This window comes from Immundisolibacter cernigliae, from assembly GCF_001697225.1.
GTDB lineage: Bacteria > Pseudomonadota > Gammaproteobacteria > Immundisolibacterales > Immundisolibacteraceae > Immundisolibacter > Immundisolibacter cernigliae.
Map to the genome: position 1 here is coordinate 2761527 of NZ_CP014671.1, position 21117 is coordinate 2782643.

Sequence of the window (21117 nt, forward strand, 5' to 3'; positions counted from 1 at the left end):
GGTGGCCGATTCCGTCGCCGAAGCGCGCGCCTACCTGGCGCATTTGGGCATCACCGGTGAGCAGGCGCAGCGCCTGCTTGTGGGTCTTTCCGACGCCGACGGCCTGACCGTTGCCCAGCTGCAGGCGCGGCTGGCACAGGCCGTGTGCGGCGCCGATCAGGCACCTGACCTGGCCGATGCGGACTGCGCCTGGCTGCGCGGGGCTGTGCAGCGCGCCTATGGCCTGCCGGTGCCGGCGCCGCAGCGGGCGCTGATGCCGGCCCTGCTGCCCCTGCGCCGGCAGCACATGACGGCGCACGCCCTGCACCGCGGCTTCGTCCGGCAACTGCTGGGGATGTTCCTGTACCGGCCGGCAGCGCGGGTGCTGCGCCGCCTGCAACTGCTGAGCGGTCGTCAGGAGCGTCCATGAGCCACGCCGATTTCGACAAGCCGCATGCCTTCGCCGCCACCTGGCGACGGATGCTGCTGCTGGGCCTGGTGCTGATCCCGGCCACCATCGCCAGCCAGTTCATGCGTGAGGTGCTTCCCTACGGTGGGCGCACCGGGCTGGAGCTGGCCATCATCATCGTGTTCGGCGTGCTGTTTGGCTGGATTTCGATCGGCCTGTGGACCTCCGCGATCGGTTTCGTCAGCCTGCTGCTGCGCCGCGACCGCTACAACCTGGTGCGCGCCACCGGCGCCATGCGGCCGATCGATCCGGCCGCCCGCACGGCGGTGCTGTTGCCGGTGTTCGCCGAGGACATGCGGCGGGTCGGCGCCGGCCTGCGCGCGACCTACGAGTCCCTGGCTGCCACCGGTCAGATCGACCGCTTCGACTTTTTCATCCTCAGCGACACCCAGGACCCCGGCCGCTGGGTGGATGAGGAGGTCGCCTGGGCCACGCTGTGCCGGGAGATGGGCGCCAGCGGGCGGCTTTTTTACCGCAACCGGCAGGTCAACCTGAAGCGCAAGAGCGGCAACGTGGCCGATTTCGTGCGCCGCTGGGGCGCGCACTACCGCTACATGGTGGTGTTCGACGCCGACAGCGTGATGAGCGGCGAAGCGCTGGTGAAGCTGGTCAACATGATGGAATCGAGCCCGCGCGTGGGCCTGATCCAGACCCTGCCGCAACCGATGGGCCAGCACACGCTGTTCGCGCGCATGTTGCAGTTCACCGGCCACGCCTACGGGCCGATCTTCGCCGCCGGCCTGCATTTCTGGCAGCTGGGCGATGGGCCGTTCTGGGGCCACAACGCCATCATCCGCGTCGAGGCCTTCCGCCAGAACTGCGGCCTGCCGCGCCTTCCGGGCCGCCCGCCGCTCGGTGGCGACATCCTCAGTCACGACTTTGTCGAATCGGCCCTGCTGCGCGGCGGCGGCTGGACCATCTGGCTGGCGCACGACCTGCCGGGCAGCTACGAGGAACTGCCGCCGACCCTGCTGGACGCCATGAAGCGCGACCGCCGCTGGTGCCAGGGCAATTTGCAGCACCTGCGTCTGCTGTTCGCCGAAGGCCTGTTCCCGGCCCACCGGGCGCTGTTCATCAACGGCATCATGTCCTACGTGTCGGCGCTGCTGTGGCTGGTGTTCCTGTTGCTGTCCAGCGGCCAGGCGGTGTGGCAGGCGCTCAAGCCCCCGGATTATTTCCCGACCGGTCCGGCGCTGTTCCCGCAGTGGCCGGTGTGGCAGCCGCAGTGGGCGCTGCTGCTGATCGTGGCCACGACGGTGATCCTGTTCGCGCCCAAGATCCTGGCGGTGTTGCTGATCATCGTGCAGCGGCGGGCCGGGCAGTTCGGCGGCGTGCTGCGGCTGCTGGCCAGTGCCATCACGGAAACCCTGATGTCGGCCCTGCTGGCGCCGGTGCAGGCGGTGTTCCACTCCAAGTTCGTGCTGTTCACGCTGCTCGGTCAGCAGGTGGGCTGGGGCGCCCAGTCGCGCGGCGATGCCAGCACCCGTTGGGCCGAGGCGCTGCGTTACCACGGTCTTGCAACGCTGTTTGCGGCCGTGTGGGGCCTTGGCGTGTTCTGGCTGAACCCGGCGTTCTTCTGGTGGCTGACGCCGGTGGTGGCGGCGCTGTTGCTGGCGATTCCGGTATCGGTGCTCAGCAGTCGCAGCAGCGTCGGGCGCAGCGCGCGTGAGCGGGGCCTGTTCCTGACCCCGCCAGAGACGGCGCCCGCGCCGGTGCTGCAGGACTTCGCGCGGTATCTGGCGCAGGCCGAACGGGCGCCGGTTCGGCAGGGCGGGTTTGCCGCGGTGGTGGAAGACCCGGCGGTCAACGCCCTGCATGTGGTCATGCAGGGGCTGGCGCGGGGCGAGCGCCTGTCAGCGGCGATTCTCGCCCGGCGCCAGGAGTTGGTCGGGAAGGTGCTGCGCGCCGGCCCTGCGGCGCTCGCAGCGCGTGAGCAGAAGCTGCTGCTGCGCCAGCCGCGGCTGCTGCTCGATCTGCACCGGCGCTGGTGGGCGCAGGGCGCCCGGCCCTCGCCCGAGGCCTGAGCCGCGGCGCCGTAATCAGTCGTTGCGCAGCGCCTGCGCCACCCGCCCGAAGGCCGGCTCCAGCATCTGGCGGTATTTCTCGTCGATGCCGACGTCGATCATGGCCTGGCGCATGCACTTCATCCACTGCTCGGCGGCCGCCTCGTCGATGTGAAACGGCTTGTGCGCCTTGGTGATGCACGGGCTGCCACGCTTCTGGATGAACAGCGGCGGCCCGCCCAGCCAACCGGACAGGTACTCGAACAGCGACTGCCGCACGGGGCCCAGATCATCCTTGTGCATCTTGCGGATGGTCGCCACATCCGGATCGGTATCCAGCAGTTCGTAGAACCGGTCGACCAGCCTGCGGACCGTGGCCTCGCCGCCGATCCAGTCGTACATGGTGTCGCTCACGCCGTGAACCTCGCGCGTCTGTGGGGGTGTCGGGCGGCGACTATGCCGCAGCGGCGGGCGCCCGAATTGACCGGCGTCAACCTCGCCGGTGCGGCGACGGGGCGCCGGCGGCACGCAAGCGGGCGCTTTTCAGGGCGTCGATTGGCCCGGCACCGCGCAAATCGGCTACGGTAGCCGCATGACCACTACCAGCCCATCGCGGGTTCGGGCGCTGTTGGCCGGGCTGCGGTTCATTGGCCGGCGCCTGTCGCAGGAGCGCATCACCCAGACCGCCGCCAGTCTCACGTTCACGACGGTGATCTCGCTGGTGCCGCTGCTGGCGGTGATGCTGGCGGTGTTCACGGCCTTTCCGGCCTTCGACGAGTTGCGCGGGCGCCTGCAGGACTGGTTTGCGCAGGCTTTGCTGCCGCCCAACATTGCCGAGGCGGTGTTCGGCTATCTGAACCAGTTTGCGGAAAAAGCCGCCGGGCTCGGTGCCGCCGGCGTGATCGGCCTGCTGGTGACTGCCACCCTGCTGCTGCTGACGGTGGACCGCTCGCTGAATCTGATCTGGCGCACGTCGCGCCCCCGGCCGTTCCTGCAGCGGGTGATGCTGTTCTGGGCCTGGCTGACGGCCGGACCGCTGCTGATGGCCTTCGCACTCGGCCAGCTGTCGCTGGCCGCTGCGCTGTCGTCCGGCTGGCTGGGCGCGATCCCCGGCGCCACCGCCCTGCTTGGCACGCTGGTGTCGTGGCTGGTCATGGGCGGGCTGCTGGCGGTCGTGTATCGGGTGGTTCCCAATACCGAGGTGCTGTGGCGCGATGCGCTGGCAGGCGGCGTACTGGCGGCGGTGGCCTTCAACCTCGCCAGCCGTCTGTTTGCCTGGTACATCGGCCGTCTGCCGACCTATGCCGCCGTGTACGGCACGTTCGCCACGCTGCCGCTGGCGCTGATCTGGATTTACTGGAGCTGGCTGGTGGTGCTCGGTGGCGCCATTGTGGCGGCCTGGCTGCCGGCACTGCGCAGCGGGGTGATGGCCCGGTCGGCGCCGGTGGGAGGCGATTTTCTGCTCGCCTTGCAGGTGCTGTGCCGCCTGGCGGCCACCCGCCAGCCGCCGTTGTGTGGCCTCGATATGGCCACACTGGCGCGCGGCCTGGCCGCCGATCCGCAGCGCCTGGAGGGTGTGTTGCAGTCGCTGGAGGCCCTCGGCTGGGTGGGCCAGGTCAGGTCCGCACAACACCGACGGGTCCGTTGGGTGCTGTTGATCGATCCGCAGGTCGCGACGCTGCGACCCTTGGTCGATCATCTGCTCCTGGACCGCGAGGCGGCTGCACGCGCCGGCCTGCTGCCGGGCAGCCTGTTCAACGACGAGGTACTCGGTCGCCCGGTGCAGGACTGCCTGGGTAAGGATCTGCGCGGGTGAGTGTCCGCGGCGACGCGCAAAAGCCGCATGCGGCGTTTTCTCACCGGGCATCGGCCCCGGTGCCCTGGGCCAGCCACTGCGCACACTCGGCGCCCAGCTCCAGCACCGCGCGCCGCTCGTAGGCGGCGGCCTGTTGCGGCGTCAGCAGTTCGCGCCAGCGCCCGGCCTGGCCGCTGTGCAGGAAGGACGCCGCCCCGCCCCGCCACATCGCCCCGCCGGCCGGCACGGTCTGCTCGCCGTGGGCGCGCATGTAGTCGAACGAGCAATGTTCGACGGCGGCCGTCCATTGCGCGGGGCTCAGTGCGATGCCCAGAAAATCGGCGATGCGCCGCATCTGGCCCTCCAGGTCGCGCTTCATGTCGGCGTAGTGCACGAACAGCAGGTTCGGCAGATGGCGGATTTGCCACCACGAGCGCACGCTGGAAAAAAACGGCCAGAACGGCGCGCCGTCCTGCTCCAGCCAGGTGTCGAAGGCCTCGCCGGCGCTTGCGGCCGGCGGCGGCATGGGCGGACCGACGCGGCCCGGCGTGTCGTTCAGCATCCGGAACCAGCCCTCCGTGGCGCTGGCGTGGTGGTTGTAAAGACTCACCGCCACGTCACGTCCGTCGCGGCCGATGTAGAGGTACTTGGCGCGTGGCGAGTACACCAGCGCATCGACCGGCAGATGGGTCTTGATGAAGCGCCGGTGCGTCTGCGCCGCCAGCAGGGCGTGCTTGACGGCGGTCGGCGGCGCGCGCAGATCCAGCCACGGCGAGATGTCGTGCACCGGCACCTCTTCGGCGCCGCCGAACACCAGCTGGCCGACGATCTGCTGCGTCCAGGTGGTGCCGGCCTTGGCATAGGTGGCGATGACGATGTCGTCGTCACGAAAGGCAAAGTCGTTCCAGGCCGTGGAATCGAAATGGTGGTTGTGCAGCTCACGGGTCTTCACCGGCCAGCCGTCGCGCGATTGGAGCATGTCGGGATCCTATGTAGCGGATTGAAACGTTTCGGCCACGCCCTTCAAACCATCGGAAACCCCCAGGAGCCCGGCTGTGCCGGGCGACCATCGCGCGGCGAAGCTGCGCCTACCCGGTTTGTCCAGGTGGCGAACGTCCAGACATCCAGGATGGATTCATTGAGCGCTTCCCTCGGAATAATGCCCGGCATCACCCGGCAGGCGATCGCCTGCCTCCAGAAAAAAGGCCGACGCTGAGCGTCGGTGGATCGGATGATGGCCATCGGCCACACTGGCCGGGAAGCCGGCGCACTTGCCCGGCGTGAGCATCTGCCCGCTGGCATCGCTCATCTGCCCCGGCCCACCCTCATTGAGTGGCGGATCGGCCGCTTGCCGGTACGGTGGCCGGCTCGAGGGCCGGCGAACGGGGCAGTTGATTGGCAGCCGTCATAAGCGTGTGCGCCTTGGGTCGCGTAGCATTCCAGAGCGCTCGACCGACCGCTCGCGCCACGCCGGAGAACAGCGTTCATGGGCATGTTTCAGACTTGGGGCAGTCGACTGCCCATCGGGCCTGCACAGTCGTCACGTCGACCTGATCCGGCCGCTCTGGAGCGTGCTGGACGTGACGCCAACGAGCCGCGGCGCGGTTTGCCTGCCGCGCTTGCCCTGTGCATGACCGGGCGATGCGTGGCGTGAAGGTGGGTTTGATCGCGCTGCCGCTGTTGATGGTGGCCTGCGCCCTGCAGGGCGCAGGGGCGGCACCGCCGACGGTTCAGAACCCGGCCAAGCCAGCCGCCGACATCCAACAGGCCGAGATGGAAGCCCGCGCCCGACACACGCGAGCCTTGCAGGACTGCGCGCGCACGCAGCAGCAGGCCACCTGTGTCCGCGATGCCGACGCGAAACTTTACGAGACGCTGCGCGATACGGCCGGCGAGCGCCAGCGCGGCGCCACCACACCTGCCCCGACGGCGCAGGACGCGCAGCGGGTGCAGCGTCAGCGTCTGTTTCGCGAGCTTGAGCAGGCGGCGCCCAAGCCGCTGCCATCGCCAGGACCGGACCAGCCAGGTCGCTGAACACGGCAAGGTCATTGGCCGCTGCGGCCCAATCCAGTCCGCCCAATCGCGCTGCCGGCGGCCGGTCGCGGGCCGGCTCAGGCCTCGCGGTGCCAGTGCACGCGCAGCGTGGTGTCGTCGTCGGCGTAGTGATAATCGAGGTCACCACGATAGGCGTGATGCACGGCCTCGCCCAGGCCGCGCGCCAGGTGGGCGTCGGTGGTGGTGATCAGCAGGCCGCCCTCGGTGTCCTCGCGGGCCATGATGCGCTGCAGCGGATGCTCCGCCGTCTGTCGCTGGGTGTGGTTGTCTATCAGGTGCCCGATCTCCTCGCGGTGCGCGGACAGAAACGCACCGCTCAGTGTCAGGTAGCCGGCCGGCACCCGGTCGCGTACACGCTGGCAGGCCGGGCACAGCACCTCGGCGGCATCGGCCGGCCGCGCCAGCCACTGCCAGTGCCCGCCGTGCCAGACCACGCCGCAGTCGCCGCAGACGCTGGGTTCGGACAGCTTCTGGCGCGCCAGGTAGGGGTCGTGCCCCTGCTGCAGGCCCGGCCGGTCGTGGTGGCCGTGGTGGGGGACGTCGGGGGTTTTGTGGGGTCCGGTCATGACTCGCTCCGCGATGGTGGTGGGCGCCCGAGAGCGCACGCTTCACACCCTAGCGGTGGTCCCGGGTTGCTGCGTTGACCGTACTCAACCGGCCCGACGCGCGCTTCCATGAACTTACTCGCGATCGCCGCGGGGTGCTGCATGAGCGGCCGCGCCCAACAGACCGACTCGCGGTTCGCCGATCACGTGCAGCGGCATCCGGCGCAGCAGCCCGGCCATGCGTCCCTTGGCGTGGAAGGCGTCCACAAACGCCGGGCTCGAGAACAGCGGCTGATTCTTCTGCACCACACCGCCGGTCAGGTAGAGGCCACCGAATGGCAGGCAGGTGAGCGCAAGGTTGCCGGCCACCGCACCGCACAGCCTGGCGAAAAGCTGCAGTGTTTCGCGTGCAATCGCATCGCCCGCGGCGGCAGCGGCGGCGATGGTCGGCGTGTCCAGCGCCGCGCCGCCCAGAAACGCGTGAATGAGCGCCAAGCCCGGACCTGCCGCCAGCCGCTCGAAGGACACGCGGTCGATTCCAAGCTGCTGGCGGGCGAACTCACGCAGCCGCACCTGCTGTTCATCCAGCGGTGCGAAATCGACGTGTCCGCCCTCGCTCGGGAAGACCTGCGCACCGCTGCGGCCAGGCAGGACCAGCGCCATGCCAAGGCCGGTGCCGATACCCATGACCGCGCGCAGTGCGTCGGTCTGCGGCTGGCCCGCCTGCACGGTCAGGACGTCGGTGGCCGAGAGCATGCCGATGCCGTGGCCGACGGCTGCCAGGTCGTTGATAAGGGTGACCTGCCCGATGCCAAGTGCCAGGGCGAGCTGGGTGCTGTCGAGCAACCACGGCAGGTTGGTGATGCGCGTCTGGGTTCCGCCGCCGGGCGCCGGTTGCACTGGACCGGCCACCGCGAAGCAGGCCGACTCGGGGGCGGCGCGCCGGCCAGGAATTCGCGCACGATGTCGGCCAGATCGGGATAGGCGGCGCTGTCGAAGCGCGCCTCGGCCAGTGTTTCCAGCCGCCCGGCCTGCCAGCGCCCGCGCAGCAGAAGCGTCTTGGTGCCGCCGATGTCGCCCGCCAGCAGATCCATGCGATTGCCTGTCCCGGTGTCCTGTCGCCAGCGCCAGTGTGCCACCGGCAACGGGGCCGATGGCCAGGGAATGAACCGCTCAGCCGGCCTCGAACACGCCCTGTTCGATCAGCTCGTACCAGGCCAGCAGGTCCTTGCGGCCATGACCCTTTTCCACCGCCTGCGCATACAGGCTCTGGATGCGGCTGCCAACCGGCAGGTGCACACCCACCCGCTCGGCCAGCTCGCGCACCAGGGTGATGTCCTTGCAGATCATGGTCAGACCGTCGGTGCTGTGGTCGAACGGTGCGCGGCCGTCGAACTTGGGCTTGACCAGCACCTCCATGACCCGCGTCGGCGCCAGGCAGGTGTCCATCACCTCCAGCAGGCGCTGCGGCTCGATGCCGACCGCCCGGCCCAGGGCGATCGACTCCATGACGCCCGACAGCGTGGAGACCAGAATCAGGTTCTGGCACAGCTTGGCGGTCTGGCCGCTGCCGGCCGGTCCCAGGTGAAAGATGTGCTTGCCCATCAACGCCAGCAGCGGCTGCGCACGTTCGAACAGGGCTGCCTCGCCGCCGACCATGATGCCGAGTGTCGCCGCTTGCGCCCCGGCTCCGGCGCCGCTCAGCGGCGCGTCCAGAAAGCCGATGTCGTGGCGTGCCGCGTCCTGCTCCAGCTCGCCGGCCAGCTGCGGGCTGATGGTGCTGCAATCGACGATGGCGCCGCCCGGCTGCAGGGTGCCCAGCAGGGCATCCACCGTGGCGCGGACGACTTTCTGGCTCGGCAGGCAGGTGAACACGATCTGCGCGCCCTGCCCGACGACGGCCGCGTCGGCGCAGGCCGTGATGCCCTGTTCCACCGCCGCGGAAAGCGCCGAAGCCGACGGGTCGTAACCGAGCACCCGATACCCGGCACGCGCCAGATGGCCGGACATGGGCAGGCCCATGGTGCCCAGGCCGATGAAACCGAGCACCGGTTTCATGCCCTCAGCCCTTCTTGCCGGCCTTCGCCGGCTTGGCCTTGGCGGCAGGAGCGGCCTTGCTGGGCTTCGCCTTCACGGATTTGATTTTGCCGGCAGCGGGCTTGCCAGGGTCGCCCTTGGCAGCCGCCGCCTGGCGCGCCGCGGCGCTCTCGGCGAGCGCTTCCTTCATCGCGAAATAGGCGTTGGCAGCGGCCGGAAAGCCGGCATAGACGCCCACATGGCCGATGATCTCGACGATTTCCTGTTGCGACAGACCCACCTTCAGGCCGCTGCGGATGTGCACCTTCAGCTGCGGCAGGGCGTTGCCCATGGCGGCCAGGGCGGCGATGGTGGTGATCTCGCGGTCGCGCAGCGCCAGCTGCTTGGTGCGCGCGTAGGTGTCGCCAAAGGCATAGGCGACGGTGGCTTTGGCGTAGTCGGGCGCCAGCTCGTTCAGCACGCTGACGACGGCGTCGGCGGCGTCCTTGTCCTCGATGGCGTGCAGCATTTCGAGCGCCTTTTGCATGCGCGGATCGTTGGTCTTGGCCATGGCTTCCCCTCCGGTTGTGGTCAGATCTGATTGAAATCGATCGGCAAATCGAGATGGTCGTTCAGCAGCGTGATCTTCTTGCGCGCGATGCGCCAGCGCTCGCCGTCGCGCACCAGCGTGTGGTCGTAAAAACCGAACAGGTGCACGGTCTGGCGCCGGTGGTAGGTACTGGTCTGCCAATGGCTGCTGACCTGCAGCTGCGTGGCGTCCGGCGCCGTGACGTGCACGTTGCTGATGACGTGGCAGGTGCGCGGCAGGGGCGTGACGAAGGGCGTCAGGCCCGATTCGACCCGAAACACCCGGTCGCCGAGCGCCGCGCGGCCGGCAAGGTAGAAGAACGACACGTATCGGTCCGGGTCGTCGCCCAGGGTCTCCTCATCCACCCAGGCCGGGCACCAGAACTCGCAGTCGTCGGTGAACATGTCCAGCCAGTCCTGCCACTGCCAGCGGTCCAGGCAGTCGGCTTCGCGAAAGACCGCCGCGGCGGCGGCCATGTGCAGTTCGGGACTGACCATCAGCGGGCCTCCCCGGCGGCCAGTTCGCGTCGCTGGCCGTCCTTCATCAGGCGCAGCCACTGCCGGTAGTTGGCGTGGAACAGCGTCTCGTCGGACATGTTCAGTGACCCTTCGCTGCTGGTTTCGGGTTCTATGCCCAGCTCGCGGGCATAGTCGTTGGCGCCGCGCACCATGCGCCCCAGGCCGCGGCCGTGGCCCTGCAGCCACTCGACCGCGCGTGCCTGCATGCCCTCCTGGCAGTTTCGGTAGGCGCCGAAGTCGTCCGGCGTGCCGGTGGAGCTGATGTTGAAGAAGTCCTCGTACTGGCGCAGACGCTGGCGGCGCGCGGCAGGCGGCTCACCGACCGGCACCCAGCAGTAGATCTCCATTTCGGTCAGATCCGTGGCCAGCGGACGCAGCACGCGGAACTGGCCAATCACGGCGTTGTCGGTGCACTGCACGTTCGGAAAAATGGTCAGGTTGCGCCCGTATTGCAGCAGCCATTTGGCCCGCCCGGCCCCCAGGCGCGCGGCGATCTGCTCGCGCTGCGGCCACAGCGGGCGAAACTCCGGCGCCGGGTTTTCGGTGAAGAACAGCGCATGGCCGTTCTTGAGGCCAAAGCTGCCGGTTTTCAGGTTGATGCCGAACATGGCCTCGATGTCCGGCCCCTTGTAGGCCGCCCCTGCACGCGCGATGCGCCTTTGCTGGCGCTGCTGGCAGACATCAAGCGCCTAGGCCGCCCCTGCACGCGCGATGCGCCGGCGGGTGATCTCGATGAAGCCCTTGTGGGCGATGTTCAGGTGGTAGCCGTCCAGGCAGTTCTCGACCTGCATTTTCCAGTTGCCCGGAAAGGTATAGCTGGCGTTGCCGCGCACCAGTTCCATGCCATCCGGCGCCTGCTCGACCAGCAGGTCGATGAACACCCGCGCGTCGCCCAGGTGCTGCTCCAGCGGCACCACATCTGCATTCAGGCTGCCGAAAATCCAGCCGCGGTATTCGGCCAGTTTCGGCACGGCCTGCAAATCGTGACTGTGCGCCTCGAAGGCTGGCGTGTAGGCGGCGTCGGTGTGGTCCTTGATCGACACGCAGCGGCCATTCGTGTCGAAGGTCCAGCCGTGATAGGTGCAACTGTGGAACTTGCGGTTGCCGCTGCGATTCAGGCACACCAGCGAGCCCTTGTGCGTACAGGTGTTCAGGAAGGCTTTCAGCTCGCCAGCGGCATTGCGCGTGACCAGCACCGGCTGGCGGCCGATGTGAGTGCTGAAAAAATCATGCGGCTTGGGCAGCTGCGAAGCGTGGCACAGGAACACCCAGTTCGACTCGAAGATGTACTTCATCTCCAGCTCGAACAGGAACTCGTCGCGGAATATGTCGCGGTGGACGGCGAACTGGCCCTCGTCGATGCGATCGTCGATGTAACGATCGAAATCGACCGGGCCTGCGGCCGGCACGGGCCGTTCTACAGGTCGGTTCATTTCCCCCTCGGCTTGTGGTGCGCACCCGCGGCCGGTCGGCGTCGCCGGGAGCTGGTGCGTGCTTGAAACGGCGGCCATTATGAACGGCCGTTAGGGTTTGACGCCAGTACGTGCCGCCGCCTTGACGATCATCAATTCCGGGCCGGCACAAGCGCGAAGAATGGCCGCTTCATCCCGAGGACGGAGACGACGATGGACCAGGCCGTACACGCCCCCGATTACCTGCGTGACCTGAAAGCCGACTGGCTGGTCGAGCTGCGCGCCGAGGTCATCGAACCGATTCGTGCCAGGGCGGTGGCGCACCCGTTCATCGCCCAGGTGGCCGCCGGCACCTTTCCGGTCCACAAGCTGCGCCGGTTCTTCGCCGACCTGTGCTGGACGGTGATCACTACCCCTGGCGTGGTGGCCAGTCTGGCCGCCCGCACGCCGCACTACGAGCACCCGATCAAGACCAAATTGCTGGAGAACGCCTACACCGAGTGGAACCACGCCTTCGCGCTGTCGCAGACGGTCAATGCCCTGGGCGGTCCGGGTGACCGGATATTCAACGGCCCGGAAACGGCCTGGGAGGCGCTGCCCTATGCCTGGCACCTGCGCAACTGGCAGCTGCTGTACGCCTACAACCAGCCGTGGCTGGAAGGCATCGCGGCGTTCGCGGTCGGCATCGAGGCGCTGGTGCCCAGCATCATCCACCCGCTGTGGAAAGGCTGCGAGCAGCACTATGGCCTCGACGGCGAGGCGCTCGACTGGCTGGTCTGGCACGGCGGCGAGGTCGAGATGCAGCACGGCAACGACGGCCTGTTCATCCTGGAACAGAAGGTTCCGGCCGCGGACCGGGCGTTGCAGGCGCAGCTGCGCTCGGTGGTGCACAAGACCATGCTGGTGCTCGGCGAGCACTGGCTGGATTACTACTACCGGGCCGACGAAGCCCCGGCTGTCACCGCTGCCTGACCCGCCGTGAGGAACCCGCCATAGGCATGATCAAGGAAATCGATTTTCGGACCACACCACGCCTGTGCAGCGAGGCGCAGGTGCGCGAGGGCGCGCGCAACCTGCTGGTGAACTGCTGCGAGGTCAAACGCGGCACTGAGTTGATGATCGTGAACGAAAACGGCCTGGTGGACCCGCCCGTGGCCGCCATCATCCAGGACGAGGCACGCAAGCTGGGCGCGCGGGTCCACGTGCTGTGGGCCGACGCCATCAGCGGTCCGGACGATGTACCGCGCACCCTGCTGGCCGCGGTGAGCCAGGCCGACGTGACGCTGCTGAATCACCTGATGGCGGCGGTGCTGCGCCTGGTGCCGTTCGAGGGCCGGGGCCAGAAGGTGATGAATCCGCTGACCACCTGGGATCAGCTCGGCTCCGAGTACGCGCGCATCCCGTTTCAGGTCAGCGCCGAGATACTGAAAGCCCTGGCGCCGCAGCTGGCGGCGGCCGGTGACTACCAGGTCACCTGCCCGCTGGGCACCGACCTGCGCGCGCCGCTGCATCCCAAACCGGCCGCGCCGGCGGCGGTCGACAGCTTCACGCTGCGCACCTTCCCGCTCAGCGTGACGGCGGTTTATTCGTGCCTTGAGGCGAGTGGCCGGCTGGCCATCCGCTGGGTGACGCCGTCCACCATCCGCGTCATGAAGGCCAGGGGCGTGATCCTGCCGGGCCCGGTGCTGGCGACACTGGAAAACGGCCGCATGGTGGACTTCGAGGGTGAGCCGGCTGCGGTGGACGCCCTGCGCCGGTACCTGGATACGGCCGGCGCCGAAATCCACAAGGACGGCTACATCGTCAATTCCTGGCACATGGGCACGCATCCGGGGTGCTTCACGCACCTGCGTCCGCAGGACGATATGTTCGGCTGGATCCTGCACGCTCACGGCAACCCGCGCCTGGCGCACTTTCACGTCATCGGCCAGGCGCCGCCGGGCGAGGGCTCGATGCCGCTGCTGGACCCCACCGTGCGCTTCGGCGGCAGGACACTGTGGGAACACGGCCGCCTGCTGCTGGCGGATGATCCGGCGTTTCGGGCGCGTATCGCAGCCTGGGGCGATCCGGACCGGCTGTTGCAGGCCGATCCGAACGTGGGGGTCTGAGGGTGCGGTAGGAAGGTGACAGGCGCGTCCGTGGAAACGGCATCTGCGACTGTCCTTGCACCGCACTGAGTTCAGAGCCGAACCGCGGGTTCTCCAGGTCGAAGACGATGTATTCCGGTCGCCGCTTTTTGTGCCAGCCGGCCTACAATCAATAATGATTCGCGTTTATGATTGAGTCCGCGCTTTTGCGGCCTACACCTACGGTCTGACCTTCGATGCAACGTTTTCTTGCCCTGATGCTGGCTTGCATGCTGTTGGCGCTGCCCGTGCGCGGAGCGCTGGCGCAGGATGAAACGGCCGGGCGCCTGGTGCACCTGCTCGATTACATCGGTGTCGATTACGGCGGCGCGGTTGTCGACGGCGCGGTGGTCAGCGAGGCCGAGTACGCCGAGATGCAGGAATTTACCGCCAGCGTGGTGGAGCTGATGGGCGGCCTGCCGCAAAAGCCAGGCCATGACGAGCTTGCCGCGCAGGCCGCGGCCCTGCGCGGCGCCGTGGACGGCAAGGCGCCGGCCGCCGAGGTGGCCGGCCTGGCGGCGCAGCTCAAGACGCGCGTCGCTGCGCTGTACGAGTTGCGTCTTGCCCCGCAACGGGCGCCGGACGTCGCCGCGGCGGCGCAGCTCTATACCGAGCAATGTGCGGCCTGCCATGGCGCCCAGGGCCGCGGCGATGGCCCGGCCGGACAGGGTCTTGAGCCGCCGCCGAGCGATTTTCACGATCCGGTCCGTCAGGGTTCGCAGAGCCTGGCCATGCTCTACAACACCATCAGCTATGGCGTGAGCGGCACCGCCATGAGCGGTTTCGGAACCTTGTCGGAACAGGATCGCTGGGCGCTGGCCTTCTACGTCGGCAGTCTGCGCTACGACGCCGAGACGCGCCACGCCGGCGAGGCCGCTTGGCGGGACGGGTGTTGCCGCGAGCAGTTCATGGACCTGTCCGCGGTGGCCGGCGCGGTGCCGGATCAGGTGGGCGCATCGCCGGCCGGCGAGGTGCTCGCGTATCTGCGCAGCGCGCCGCAGGCGCTGGGCAACAGTCGTGGCGAATCGCTGGCCCTGGCGCGGCGGCTGCTTGCGCAAAGCCTGACCAGCTATCGGGCCGGCGACGGGGCGGGCGCCTACCGGCAGGCCCTGGCCGCTTATCTGGACGGCTTCGAGCCGCTGGAGCAGGCCCTGCAGGCGGTCGATCCGGCGCTCAAGCTGGAAGTCGAAAAACGCATGCTGGCGTATCGGGAGCCGTTGCGCGCGAGCGGCTCACCGGCGGATGTCTGGCAGTTGCATGAGGATCTGCTGGCGACGCTGGACCGGGTCGAGACGGTGCTCGCGGCAGGCAATCTGGATGCCAAGCTGGCCTTTGCCAGCGCGTTTTTCATTTTGCTGCGCGAGGGGCTGGAGGCGGTGCTGGTGCTGGCGGCCATGTTCGCTTTCCTGGGCAAGGCTGGCCGGCACGAGGCGTATCGCTACCTGCATATCGGCTGGGCCGGGGCGCTGGCGGCCGGCGTTGCCACCTGGGCGGTGGCCGCCTACGTAATTTCTATCAGCGGCGCGGCACGGGAACTGAGCGAGGGCTTCATCGCCCTGCTGGCGGCCGGCATCCTGTTTTACATGGGCTTCTGGCTGCACGACAAGTCGCACGCCGATCGCTGGCAGGCCTACATCAATCAGCACCTTGGCTCCCTGGGCGGGCGATCGTTGTGGCTGCTCGCATTCCTGGCCTTCATCGCGGTGTACCGGGAGGTGTTCGAGACCATCCTGTTCTTCCAGGCGCTGTGGTTGCAGACCACCCCGGCCGGCCAGAGCATGGTGCTGGCCGGGGCGGTGTCCGGCGCGCTGGTGCTGGCGGTGGTCAGCTGGGGCCTGCTGCGTCTTAGCACCCGTCTGCCGCTGGGGCTGTTCTTTGGCGTCAGTGCGTTTCTGATGTATGTGCTGGCGATCGTGTTCGTCGGCAAGGGCATCGTTGCCCTGCAGGAAGCCGGCACCTTGCCGATCAGCAGCGTCGCCTTCCCGCGCGTGGACCTGCTGGGTATTTACCCGACTGTGCAGAGTCTGGCGGCGCAGGCGGTGCTGATCATCGGCGCTGCCCTGCACTACGGGCTGTCCTTGCGCCAGCGCCGCACGTCCTGAATGCCCCCTGCGACCCTGTGTCGCAGGGGGGCGGCGCGGCGGTGGATAGAATGGCCGGTCGGCAACGCCCCCGGTCCCGCAGCAGCGCTCATGTCCACTGTCTCATCCTCCAGCGCCCTGCTGCTGGTGCACCTGCGCAGCGTCGCGCTCGCCACGCAGGCGGCGGCCGTGCTGCTGGCGGCCGGCGGTCTTGGCATGCAGCTGCCGCTGGCGATGGACGGACTGATCCTGGGCGCGCTGGCCTTCATGAACACGCTGGCCTGGTGGTACGCCCGGCGGGGCGATGAACCCTCGGCCTGGGTGCTGACCGCCCAGCTGGCGCTCGATATCGTCGGCCTGACGGCCTTCCTCTACTTCAACGGCGGCTACGCCAACCCGTTCGCATCGCTGTTCCTGCTGCCGCTGGCGGTGGCTGCCACGGTGCTGCCGATGCGCCACACCGCCGGGCTGACGGCGCTGGTGGTGGCCGGCTACAGCCTGGTGATGTTCGCCTACCGGCCACTGCCGCATTACCACGGCAGTCTGGGGGACAGTTTCGACCTGCACCTGCTGGGCATGTGGCTGAGCCTGGTGGTGGCGGCGCTGGTGATCGCGACCTTCGTGGCGCGTCTGGCGGCGGCCCTGCGGGCGCGCGAGGCGCACCTGGCGCAGCTTCGCGAAGCCGCCCTGCGCAGCGAACAACTGGCCGCGCTGGGCGCGCTCGCCGCCGGCACAGCGCACGAACTCAGCACCCCGCTGTCGACCATGGCGGTGCTGGTCGGCGAGCTGCGGACCGGCGCGGGTGCGGACCAGCGCGCCGATCTGGACCTTCTGTCGCGGCAGATCGAGCGCTGCCGCGAGGTGCTGACGCGCAACCTCACCGTCACCGGACAGGGGCGGGCGGAAGGAGGCGGACGACTGGGCCTCGAGATCTGGCTGCGCACGCTGGTGGACACCTGGCAGCAGACCCGGCCGCAGTCTCGCGTCCACCTGTCGTGCTTGGGCCCCGGCGAGCCGCCGCAGGTGGTTGTCGACGAAACCCTGCGTCAGGCACTGTGCAGTCTGCTCGACAACGCCGCCGATGCCAGCGCCGCGGTCGATCTGTGCGCGCGCTGGGACGGGCAGGCGGTGCTGTTGGAAGTCGCCGACCGCGGGGCGGGCATCCCGAGCGAACTGGCGCCACGCCTGGGACAGCCGTTCGTCACCGGCAAGCAGGGCGGTCTGGGCCTTGGCGTGTATCTGGCGCGCGCCGTGATCGAACGCCTGGGCGGTCGTCTGGTGATCGCACCGCGGGATGGCGGCGGAACGCTGGCGCACGTGTCGCTGCCGCTGGCAGCTCTGGCGGCCTGAGATGAGGGACCACGCCGCGGCGCCGTCCGCGTTGCAGCCGACATCGCCGACTGCGGCCGAACTGCTGCTGGTCGACGACGATCCCGTGTTCGGCCGGGTGCTGGCAACGGCGCTGGGCCGGCGCGGCTTTCAGGTCACGCTGGCCGCCAGCGTCGCACAAGCGCGCGAGCTGCTGCCGCAGCTGCGCGTCAGCCACGCCGTGCTCGACCTGCGCCTGCCGGACGGCAGCGGGCTGGAGCTGGTGCCCTTGCTGCGGGAGCGACTGCCGCAGGTGCGCATCGTGGTGCTCAGCGGCTACGCCAGCATCCCGACTGCCATCGACGCCATCAAGCTCGGCGCCACCTACTACCTGGCCAAGCCGGTGGACGCCGATGCCGTGGTGCGGGCATTCGATGCCGGTGATGCGGCCTTGCCGGCCATCTCGCCGCTACCGGCCGAGCCGCCTTCGGTGCGGCGCGTGGAGTGGGAACACCTCCAGCGCGTGCTCAAGGACTGCGACGGCAACGTGTCGGCTGCCGCGCGGGCGCTGCGCATGCACCGGCGCACCCTGCAGCGCAAGCTGGGCAAGCGCAGCGGCAGCCTGTGATCGTGCGGCCGTGGACGGCCCGGCTGCGACGGTGTGGCGATGATGGCGATCAAACGCCGCCGGTTGCATGGTCGTTGCGTAATTTCGTGAGTCGGTCACGGCTTCTGAAGTGCGCAACCGGCCCGCGGGGCGACAATCGCGCGGCGAGTCGCTCGCAACCGTCGCGCGCGGCGTATTTCGCCATGGAAATCGCGCTGGAAAGCGCCATCCCGCCTACGCCCGCGGCCTGGGCGTGCTGACCGGCGACACGGTGCGCGCCGCCGCCGCTCTGGAGCTGCCGCTGGTGGTGAGCCTGGGCTCGCAGCGTGTCTGCGACGAATCCGAGTCCCGGCGTCTCGTTTCGTCGGCAGTTGATCCCGATCAAATGCGATCTGTTGTTGGCTGGACCTGTGCCCGGGACACAGGTTCTAAAGTGTGCGAAACCACGCCAAGACGGTCCGGTTGTCCATTCGGCAATGATTTTCGCTTCGCCGAGGTCACGCCGGCAGTTTCGGGGGCACGCGGTTTTCGTCATCGACGCAAGGTCTGGGATGAGGTGATGTATCCGGTCGGGTCGGCGCAATCCGCACCCGTGGTCACGTGGATGGGCAAGGCGGGTGCCGGTACCGCCTTGATAGCTTGGTAAATCGACGGGGCCAGCGGCCCCGCAGGAGTGATCTGCAATGAACATACGACCTTTGGCATGGACCCTGACGGCTGCCCTGGCGTGCTCGGGCAGCGCCCTGGCGCAGGGCAAGATGGGGATGGGCATGCACGGGATGATGATGGGCGAGGGCGACCAGAAGGTGAGCAAGGAGGAGTTCCTCAAGCACGCCGAGGCGCGCTTCGCCCGCATGGACGCCAACAAGGACGGCGTGATTGACGCCACCGACCGCGCCGCCATGCGCAAGCGCATGCAGGACTGCATGGGCATGATGGACGGCGGCTGGATGGGTGATGGTGTGCAGGGTGGGGCCGCCGGCAGTGCGGGCCAGGACGAGGCGCAGCCTCCCAAGCCGTGATCGGGACGGGCCGCGCCTTCTGGCGCGGCCCTTTGCCGGCGCCAGCGACGAGGAGGGGTTGCCCACGAACACGCTCGGGGTCCGAGCATTCGGTGGCGCGGTGGTGGTCAATTGTCTGGACGGCGCGACGGTTCTCGTCGCCGGGACAGTGCTCGCGTTCTTGTGCAAGCTCCCGGTGGGTGGCGCCCGGGACGGCCGCACGTAACGACTATTCGACACGGAGACCGACATGGCGAAAGACCCGGTATGTGGCATGCAGGTGGCGGAGGACCGGGCGGCAGCCACCGTGCAGTACTCGGGCGCGACGTTTTACTTCTGCTCCAGTCGCTGTCATGACCGCTTCGTCGCCGATCCGGCGGCGTTTGTGACCACTGGCGCCGGCGACCAGGGCCACCATGCGGCCCGGCCCGCGCCGCCGGCTCCACCGGGGGCGATTTACACCTGCCCCATGCACCCCGAGGTACGTCAGGACCACCCCGGCGACTGCCCGATCTGCGGCATGGCCCTGGAGCCGCTGGCGGTCAGCGCCGAGGCGGAGGACAACCCGGAGCTCACCGACATGACCCGCCGGCTGTGGCTGGCGGTGGCATTCACGCTGCCGGTGCTGGTGCTGGTCATGGGCGCGATGGTGCCGGGCCTTGCCGGCCTGCTGCCGCACGGCGCCACCGGACGCTGGCTGGAGCTGGCGCTCGCCACTCCCGTGGTGCTGTGGAGCGGCTGGCCATTTTTCGTGCGCGGTTGGCGCTCGGTGCGGACCTGGAATCTGAACATGTTCACGCTGATCGGGCTGGGGGTCGGCGTGGCCTACGTCTACAGCGTCGTCGCCACGCTGGTGCCGGGACTCTTTCCCGCTGCGTTCCGGACGCACGGCGGCCAGGTCGGCGTGTACTTCGAGGCGGCGGCCGTCATCGTCACCCTGGTGCTGCTGGGGCAGGTGCTGGAGCTGCGCGCGCGCAGCGCCACCACTGGAGCCATCCGCGCGCTGCTGGGGCTGGCGCCCAAGACTGCCCGGCGCATCGAGGCCGACGGCAGCGAGCGCGACGTGCCGCTCGAAGATGTGCAGATCGGCGACCGGCTGCGGGTGCGGCCCGGCGAGAAGGTGCCGGTGGACGGCGTGGTGGTGGAAGGCCACAGCGCCATCGACGAATCCATGATCTCCGGCGAGCCGATCCCGGTGGAAAAATCCGCCGGCGACACGGTGATCGGCGCCACCGTCAACGGCACGGGTTCGCTGCTGATCGAGGCCCGGCGGGTGGGCAGCGATACCCTGCTCGCGCAGATCGTGCAGATGGTGGCCGAGGCCAGCCGTTCGCGCGCGCCCATCCAGAACCTGGTGGACCTGGTGGCGGCGTACTTCGTCCAGGCCGTGGTCGGCGTCGCCATCCTCACCTTCATCATCTGGAGCGTCTTCGGGCCGCAGCCGGCCATGGCCTATGCGCTCATCAATGCGGTGGCCGTGCTGATCATCGCCTGTCCCTGCGCGCTGGGGCTGGCCACGCCCATGTCGATCATGGTGGCCAGCGGCAAGGGCGCCTCGCTGGGGGTGCTGTTCAAGAGCGCCGAGGCCATCCAGACCCTGCGCGACGTCGACACCCTGGTGGTCGACAAGACCGGCACCCTCACCGAAGGCCGGCCGCGGTTGCAGGACGTGGTGGTCGCCGAAGGCTTCGACGAAAGCGAAGTCCTGCGCCTGGCGGCGACGCTGGAGCGCGGCAGCGAGCACCCATTGGCGGCCGCCATCGTCGCCGGCGCCGAGGCGCGCGGCATCGAGCCGGGCCGCTACGAGGATTTCGATTCGGTTACCGGCCAGGGCGTGCGCGGGCGCGTCCAGGGCCGGGACGTGGCGCTCGGCAACCGCGCGCTGATGGATTCGCTGGGTGTCGAGCTCGGAGCACTGGCCGAGCGCGCCGAGGCGCTGCGCGGCGAGGGCAAGACCGCCATGTTCCTGGCCGTGGACGGCCGCGCCGCCGGGCTGGTGGCGGTGGCCGATCCGATCAAGGAAACCACGCCCGCGGCCATCCGCGCCCTGCACGAGGAGGGCATCCGCATCGTCATGCTCACCGGCGACAGCGCGACCACGGCGCGGGCGGTGGCCGGGAAGCTCGGCATCGACGAGGTGATGGCCGAGGTGCAGCCGGACCAGAAGGCGCAGAAGATCAAGGAACTGCAGGCCCAGGGCCGCTTCGTCGCCATGGCCGGCGACGGCATCAACGACGCCCCGGCGCTGGCCCAGGCCCAGGTCGGCATCGCCATGGGCACCGGCACCGACGTGGCCATGGAAAGCGCCGGAGTGACCCTGGTGAAGGGTGATCTGACCGGCATCGTGCGCGCCATCCGCCTGTCGCGCGCCGCCATGCGCAACATCCGCCAGAACCTGTGGTTCGCCTTCGGCTACAACAGCCTGGGCGTGCCCATCGCCGCCGGCGTGCTGTATCCGTTCTTCGGCATTCTGCTGTCGCCGATGATCGCGGCGGCGGCCATGTCCCTCAGCTCGGTGTCGGTGATCGGCAATGCGCTGCGGTTGAACCGGGTGCGGGCGTGAGCAGCCGATCGTGGCGTACGGTTTCCTGAACCGGATCATCGGCGGGTGGC

The 21117-nt window shown here is 68.9% G+C and carries 21 protein-coding genes and 1 pseudogene; 12 read left to right on the plus strand and 10 right to left on the minus strand.

Translation table 11 applies throughout. The features are described from left to right. Position 1 precedes the first annotated feature (1 nt). Positions 2 to 409 carry a hypothetical protein gene (locus PG2T_RS13100; RefSeq protein ID WP_068806382.1) on the plus strand — a complete coding sequence of 136 codons (408 nt, stop codon included), beginning with the start codon at positions 2 to 4 and terminating at the stop codon, positions 407 to 409. Next, the gene (mdoH, locus tag PG2T_RS13105) at positions 406 to 2472 is read left to right on the plus strand and encodes a glucans biosynthesis glucosyltransferase MdoH (RefSeq protein ID WP_068806386.1); all 2067 of its coding nucleotides are present in this window, start codon (positions 406 to 408) and stop codon (positions 2470 to 2472) included. The genes PG2T_RS13100 and mdoH overlap by 4 nt, the downstream gene beginning before the upstream one ends. Before the next feature lie 15 nt (positions 2473 to 2487). Here mdoH and PG2T_RS13110 read toward each other — a convergent pair whose 3' ends face one another. Further along, entirely contained in the window at positions 2488 to 2865 is a 378-nt protein-coding gene (locus PG2T_RS13110; protein WP_202816351.1) for a group II truncated hemoglobin, read from the minus strand. 178 nt (positions 2866 to 3043) lie between these two features. Here PG2T_RS13110 and PG2T_RS13115 point away from each other — a divergent pair, with 178 nt between their 5' ends. Further along, positions 3044 to 4267 (plus strand): YihY family inner membrane protein, encoded by a 1224-nt coding sequence (locus PG2T_RS13115; RefSeq protein ID WP_068808392.1) that lies wholly within the window; start codon positions 3044 to 3046, stop codon positions 4265 to 4267. 40 nt (positions 4268 to 4307) lie between these two features. Here the strand turns inward: PG2T_RS13115 and PG2T_RS13120 are convergent, their stop codons facing one another. Then, positions 4308 to 5225, minus strand: a complete 918-nt coding sequence (locus tag PG2T_RS13120) for a sulfotransferase domain-containing protein (protein WP_068806391.1) — start codon at positions 5223 to 5225, stop codon at positions 4308 to 4310. Positions 5226 to 5896: 671 nt separating this feature from the next. On the opposite strand from PG2T_RS13120, the gene PG2T_RS13125 reads away from it, so the two are divergent. Further along, positions 5897 to 6280: a hypothetical protein gene (locus tag PG2T_RS13125; protein WP_145931095.1), complete on the plus strand. Its 384-nt coding sequence runs from the start codon at positions 5897 to 5899 to the stop codon at positions 6278 to 6280. Between the two features lie 77 nt (positions 6281 to 6357). Here the strand turns inward: PG2T_RS13125 and PG2T_RS13130 are convergent, their stop codons facing one another. From PG2T_RS13130 to PG2T_RS15830, 8 genes and pseudogenes are all read right to left on the minus strand, one after another. Further along, positions 6358 to 6867, minus strand: coding sequence for a BCAM0308 family protein (locus PG2T_RS13130; protein ID WP_068806397.1), 510 nt, complete (start codon positions 6865 to 6867; stop codon positions 6358 to 6360). A 114-nt stretch (positions 6868 to 6981) separates the two neighbouring features. Further along, complete coding sequence (locus tag PG2T_RS13135) at positions 6982 to 7746, minus strand: glucokinase (protein ID WP_418268523.1); 765 nt, start codon at positions 7744 to 7746, stop codon at positions 6982 to 6984. Positions 7747 to 7850: 104 nt separating this feature from the next. Further along, positions 7851 to 7940 (minus strand): annotated as a pseudogene (locus PG2T_RS17065) (hypothetical protein); the annotation flags it as partial. A 79-nt stretch (positions 7941 to 8019) separates the two neighbouring features. Further along, positions 8020 to 8904, minus strand: coding sequence for an NAD(P)-dependent oxidoreductase (locus tag PG2T_RS13140; RefSeq protein ID WP_068806400.1), 885 nt, complete (start codon positions 8902 to 8904; stop codon positions 8020 to 8022). Positions 8905 to 8908: 4 nt separating this feature from the next. Beyond that, the gene (locus tag PG2T_RS13145) at positions 8909 to 9433 is read right to left on the minus strand and encodes a carboxymuconolactone decarboxylase family protein (protein ID WP_068806403.1); all 525 of its coding nucleotides are present in this window, start codon (positions 9431 to 9433) and stop codon (positions 8909 to 8911) included. Positions 9434 to 9453: 20 nt separating this feature from the next. Next, the gene (locus PG2T_RS13150) at positions 9454 to 9948 is read right to left on the minus strand and encodes an aromatic-ring-hydroxylating dioxygenase subunit beta (protein WP_083214931.1); all 495 of its coding nucleotides are present in this window, start codon (positions 9946 to 9948) and stop codon (positions 9454 to 9456) included. Next, on the minus strand, positions 9948 to 10577 hold the full coding sequence (locus PG2T_RS15825; RefSeq protein WP_083214932.1) for an SRPBCC family protein: 630 nt from the start codon (positions 10575 to 10577) through the stop codon (positions 9948 to 9950). Before PG2T_RS15825 ends, PG2T_RS13150 begins: the two co-directional genes overlap by 1 nt. A gap of 81 nt (positions 10578 to 10658) precedes the next feature. Beyond that, positions 10659 to 11402: an aromatic ring-hydroxylating oxygenase subunit alpha gene (locus tag PG2T_RS15830; protein WP_236953259.1), complete on the minus strand. Its 744-nt coding sequence runs from the start codon at positions 11400 to 11402 to the stop codon at positions 10659 to 10661. A 192-nt stretch (positions 11403 to 11594) separates the two neighbouring features. On the opposite strand from PG2T_RS15830, the gene PG2T_RS13160 reads away from it, so the two are divergent. The 8 genes from PG2T_RS13160 (at position 11595) to PG2T_RS13190 (ending at position 21067) form a co-directional block, all read left to right on the plus strand. Continuing rightward, a complete protein-coding gene (locus tag PG2T_RS13160; RefSeq protein ID WP_068806407.1) occupies positions 11595 to 12353 on the plus strand; it encodes an iron-containing redox enzyme family protein in 759 nt (252 codons plus the stop codon). A 26-nt stretch (positions 12354 to 12379) separates the two neighbouring features. Beyond that, on the plus strand, positions 12380 to 13489 hold the full coding sequence (locus PG2T_RS13165) for a M29 family metallopeptidase (protein ID WP_068806410.1): 1110 nt from the start codon (positions 12380 to 12382) through the stop codon (positions 13487 to 13489). Positions 13490 to 13704: 215 nt separating this feature from the next. Continuing rightward, a complete protein-coding gene (locus PG2T_RS13170) occupies positions 13705 to 15609 on the plus strand; it encodes a cytochrome c/FTR1 family iron permease (protein WP_068806413.1) in 1905 nt (634 codons plus the stop codon). A gap of 90 nt (positions 15610 to 15699) precedes the next feature. Then, positions 15700 to 16938, plus strand: a complete 1239-nt coding sequence (locus tag PG2T_RS13175; RefSeq protein WP_068806415.1) for an ATP-binding protein — start codon at positions 15700 to 15702, stop codon at positions 16936 to 16938. 1 nt (position 16939) lies between these two features. Next, positions 16940 to 17524 (plus strand): response regulator transcription factor, encoded by a 585-nt coding sequence (locus PG2T_RS13180; RefSeq protein ID WP_068806419.1) that lies wholly within the window; start codon positions 16940 to 16942, stop codon positions 17522 to 17524. A 109-nt stretch (positions 17525 to 17633) separates the two neighbouring features. Further along, positions 17634 to 18149 (plus strand): hypothetical protein, encoded by a 516-nt coding sequence (locus PG2T_RS16345; RefSeq protein WP_236953260.1) that lies wholly within the window; start codon positions 17634 to 17636, stop codon positions 18147 to 18149. 37 nt (positions 18150 to 18186) lie between these two features. Further along, positions 18187 to 18525, plus strand: coding sequence for a hypothetical protein (locus PG2T_RS13185; protein WP_068806422.1), 339 nt, complete (start codon positions 18187 to 18189; stop codon positions 18523 to 18525). Between the two features lie 229 nt (positions 18526 to 18754). Continuing rightward, a complete protein-coding gene (locus PG2T_RS13190) occupies positions 18755 to 21067 on the plus strand; it encodes a heavy metal translocating P-type ATPase (protein ID WP_068806425.1) in 2313 nt (770 codons plus the stop codon). The last annotated feature ends 50 nt before the right edge of the window (positions 21068 to 21117 follow it).

What these genes read in the sequence shown, in the direction of transcription:
- mdoH (WP_068806386.1), top strand. Translation starts at nt 406, where the DNA reads ATGAGCCACGCCGATTTCGACAAGCCGCATGCCTTCGCCGCCACCTGG.
- PG2T_RS13115 (WP_068808392.1), top strand. Translation starts at nt 3,044, where the DNA reads ATGACCACTACCAGCCCATCGCGGGTTCGGGCGCTGTTGGCCGGGCTG.
- PG2T_RS13120 (WP_068806391.1), bottom strand. Translation starts at nt 5,225, where the DNA reads ATGCTCCAATCGCGCGACGGCTGGCCGGTGAAGACCCGTGAGCTGCAC.
- PG2T_RS13130 (WP_068806397.1), bottom strand. Translation starts at nt 6,867, where the DNA reads ATGACCGGACCCCACAAAACCCCCGACGTCCCCCACCACGGCCACCAC.
- PG2T_RS13140 (WP_068806400.1), bottom strand. Translation starts at nt 8,904, where the DNA reads ATGAAACCGGTGCTCGGTTTCATCGGCCTGGGCACCATGGGCCTGCCC.
- PG2T_RS13145 (WP_068806403.1), bottom strand. Translation starts at nt 9,433, where the DNA reads ATGGCCAAGACCAACGATCCGCGCATGCAAAAGGCGCTCGAAATGCTG.
- PG2T_RS13150 (WP_083214931.1), bottom strand. Translation starts at nt 9,948, where the DNA reads ATGGTCAGTCCCGAACTGCACATGGCCGCCGCCGCGGCGGTCTTTCGC.
- PG2T_RS15825 (WP_083214932.1), bottom strand. Translation starts at nt 10,577, where the DNA reads ATGTTCGGCATCAACCTGAAAACCGGCAGCTTTGGCCTCAAGAACGGC.
- PG2T_RS15830 (WP_236953259.1), bottom strand. Translation starts at nt 11,402, where the DNA reads ATGAACCGACCTGTAGAACGGCCCGTGCCGGCCGCAGGCCCGGTCGAT.
- PG2T_RS13160 (WP_068806407.1), top strand. Translation starts at nt 11,595, where the DNA reads ATGGACCAGGCCGTACACGCCCCCGATTACCTGCGTGACCTGAAAGCC.
- PG2T_RS13165 (WP_068806410.1), top strand. Translation starts at nt 12,380, where the DNA reads ATGATCAAGGAAATCGATTTTCGGACCACACCACGCCTGTGCAGCGAG.
- PG2T_RS13170 (WP_068806413.1), top strand. Translation starts at nt 13,705, where the DNA reads ATGCAACGTTTTCTTGCCCTGATGCTGGCTTGCATGCTGTTGGCGCTG.
- PG2T_RS13175 (WP_068806415.1), top strand. Translation starts at nt 15,700, where the DNA reads ATGTCCACTGTCTCATCCTCCAGCGCCCTGCTGCTGGTGCACCTGCGC.
- PG2T_RS13180 (WP_068806419.1), top strand. Translation starts at nt 16,940, where the DNA reads ATGAGGGACCACGCCGCGGCGCCGTCCGCGTTGCAGCCGACATCGCCG.
- PG2T_RS13185 (WP_068806422.1), top strand. Translation starts at nt 18,187, where the DNA reads ATGAACATACGACCTTTGGCATGGACCCTGACGGCTGCCCTGGCGTGC.
- PG2T_RS13190 (WP_068806425.1), top strand. Translation starts at nt 18,755, where the DNA reads ATGGCGAAAGACCCGGTATGTGGCATGCAGGTGGCGGAGGACCGGGCG.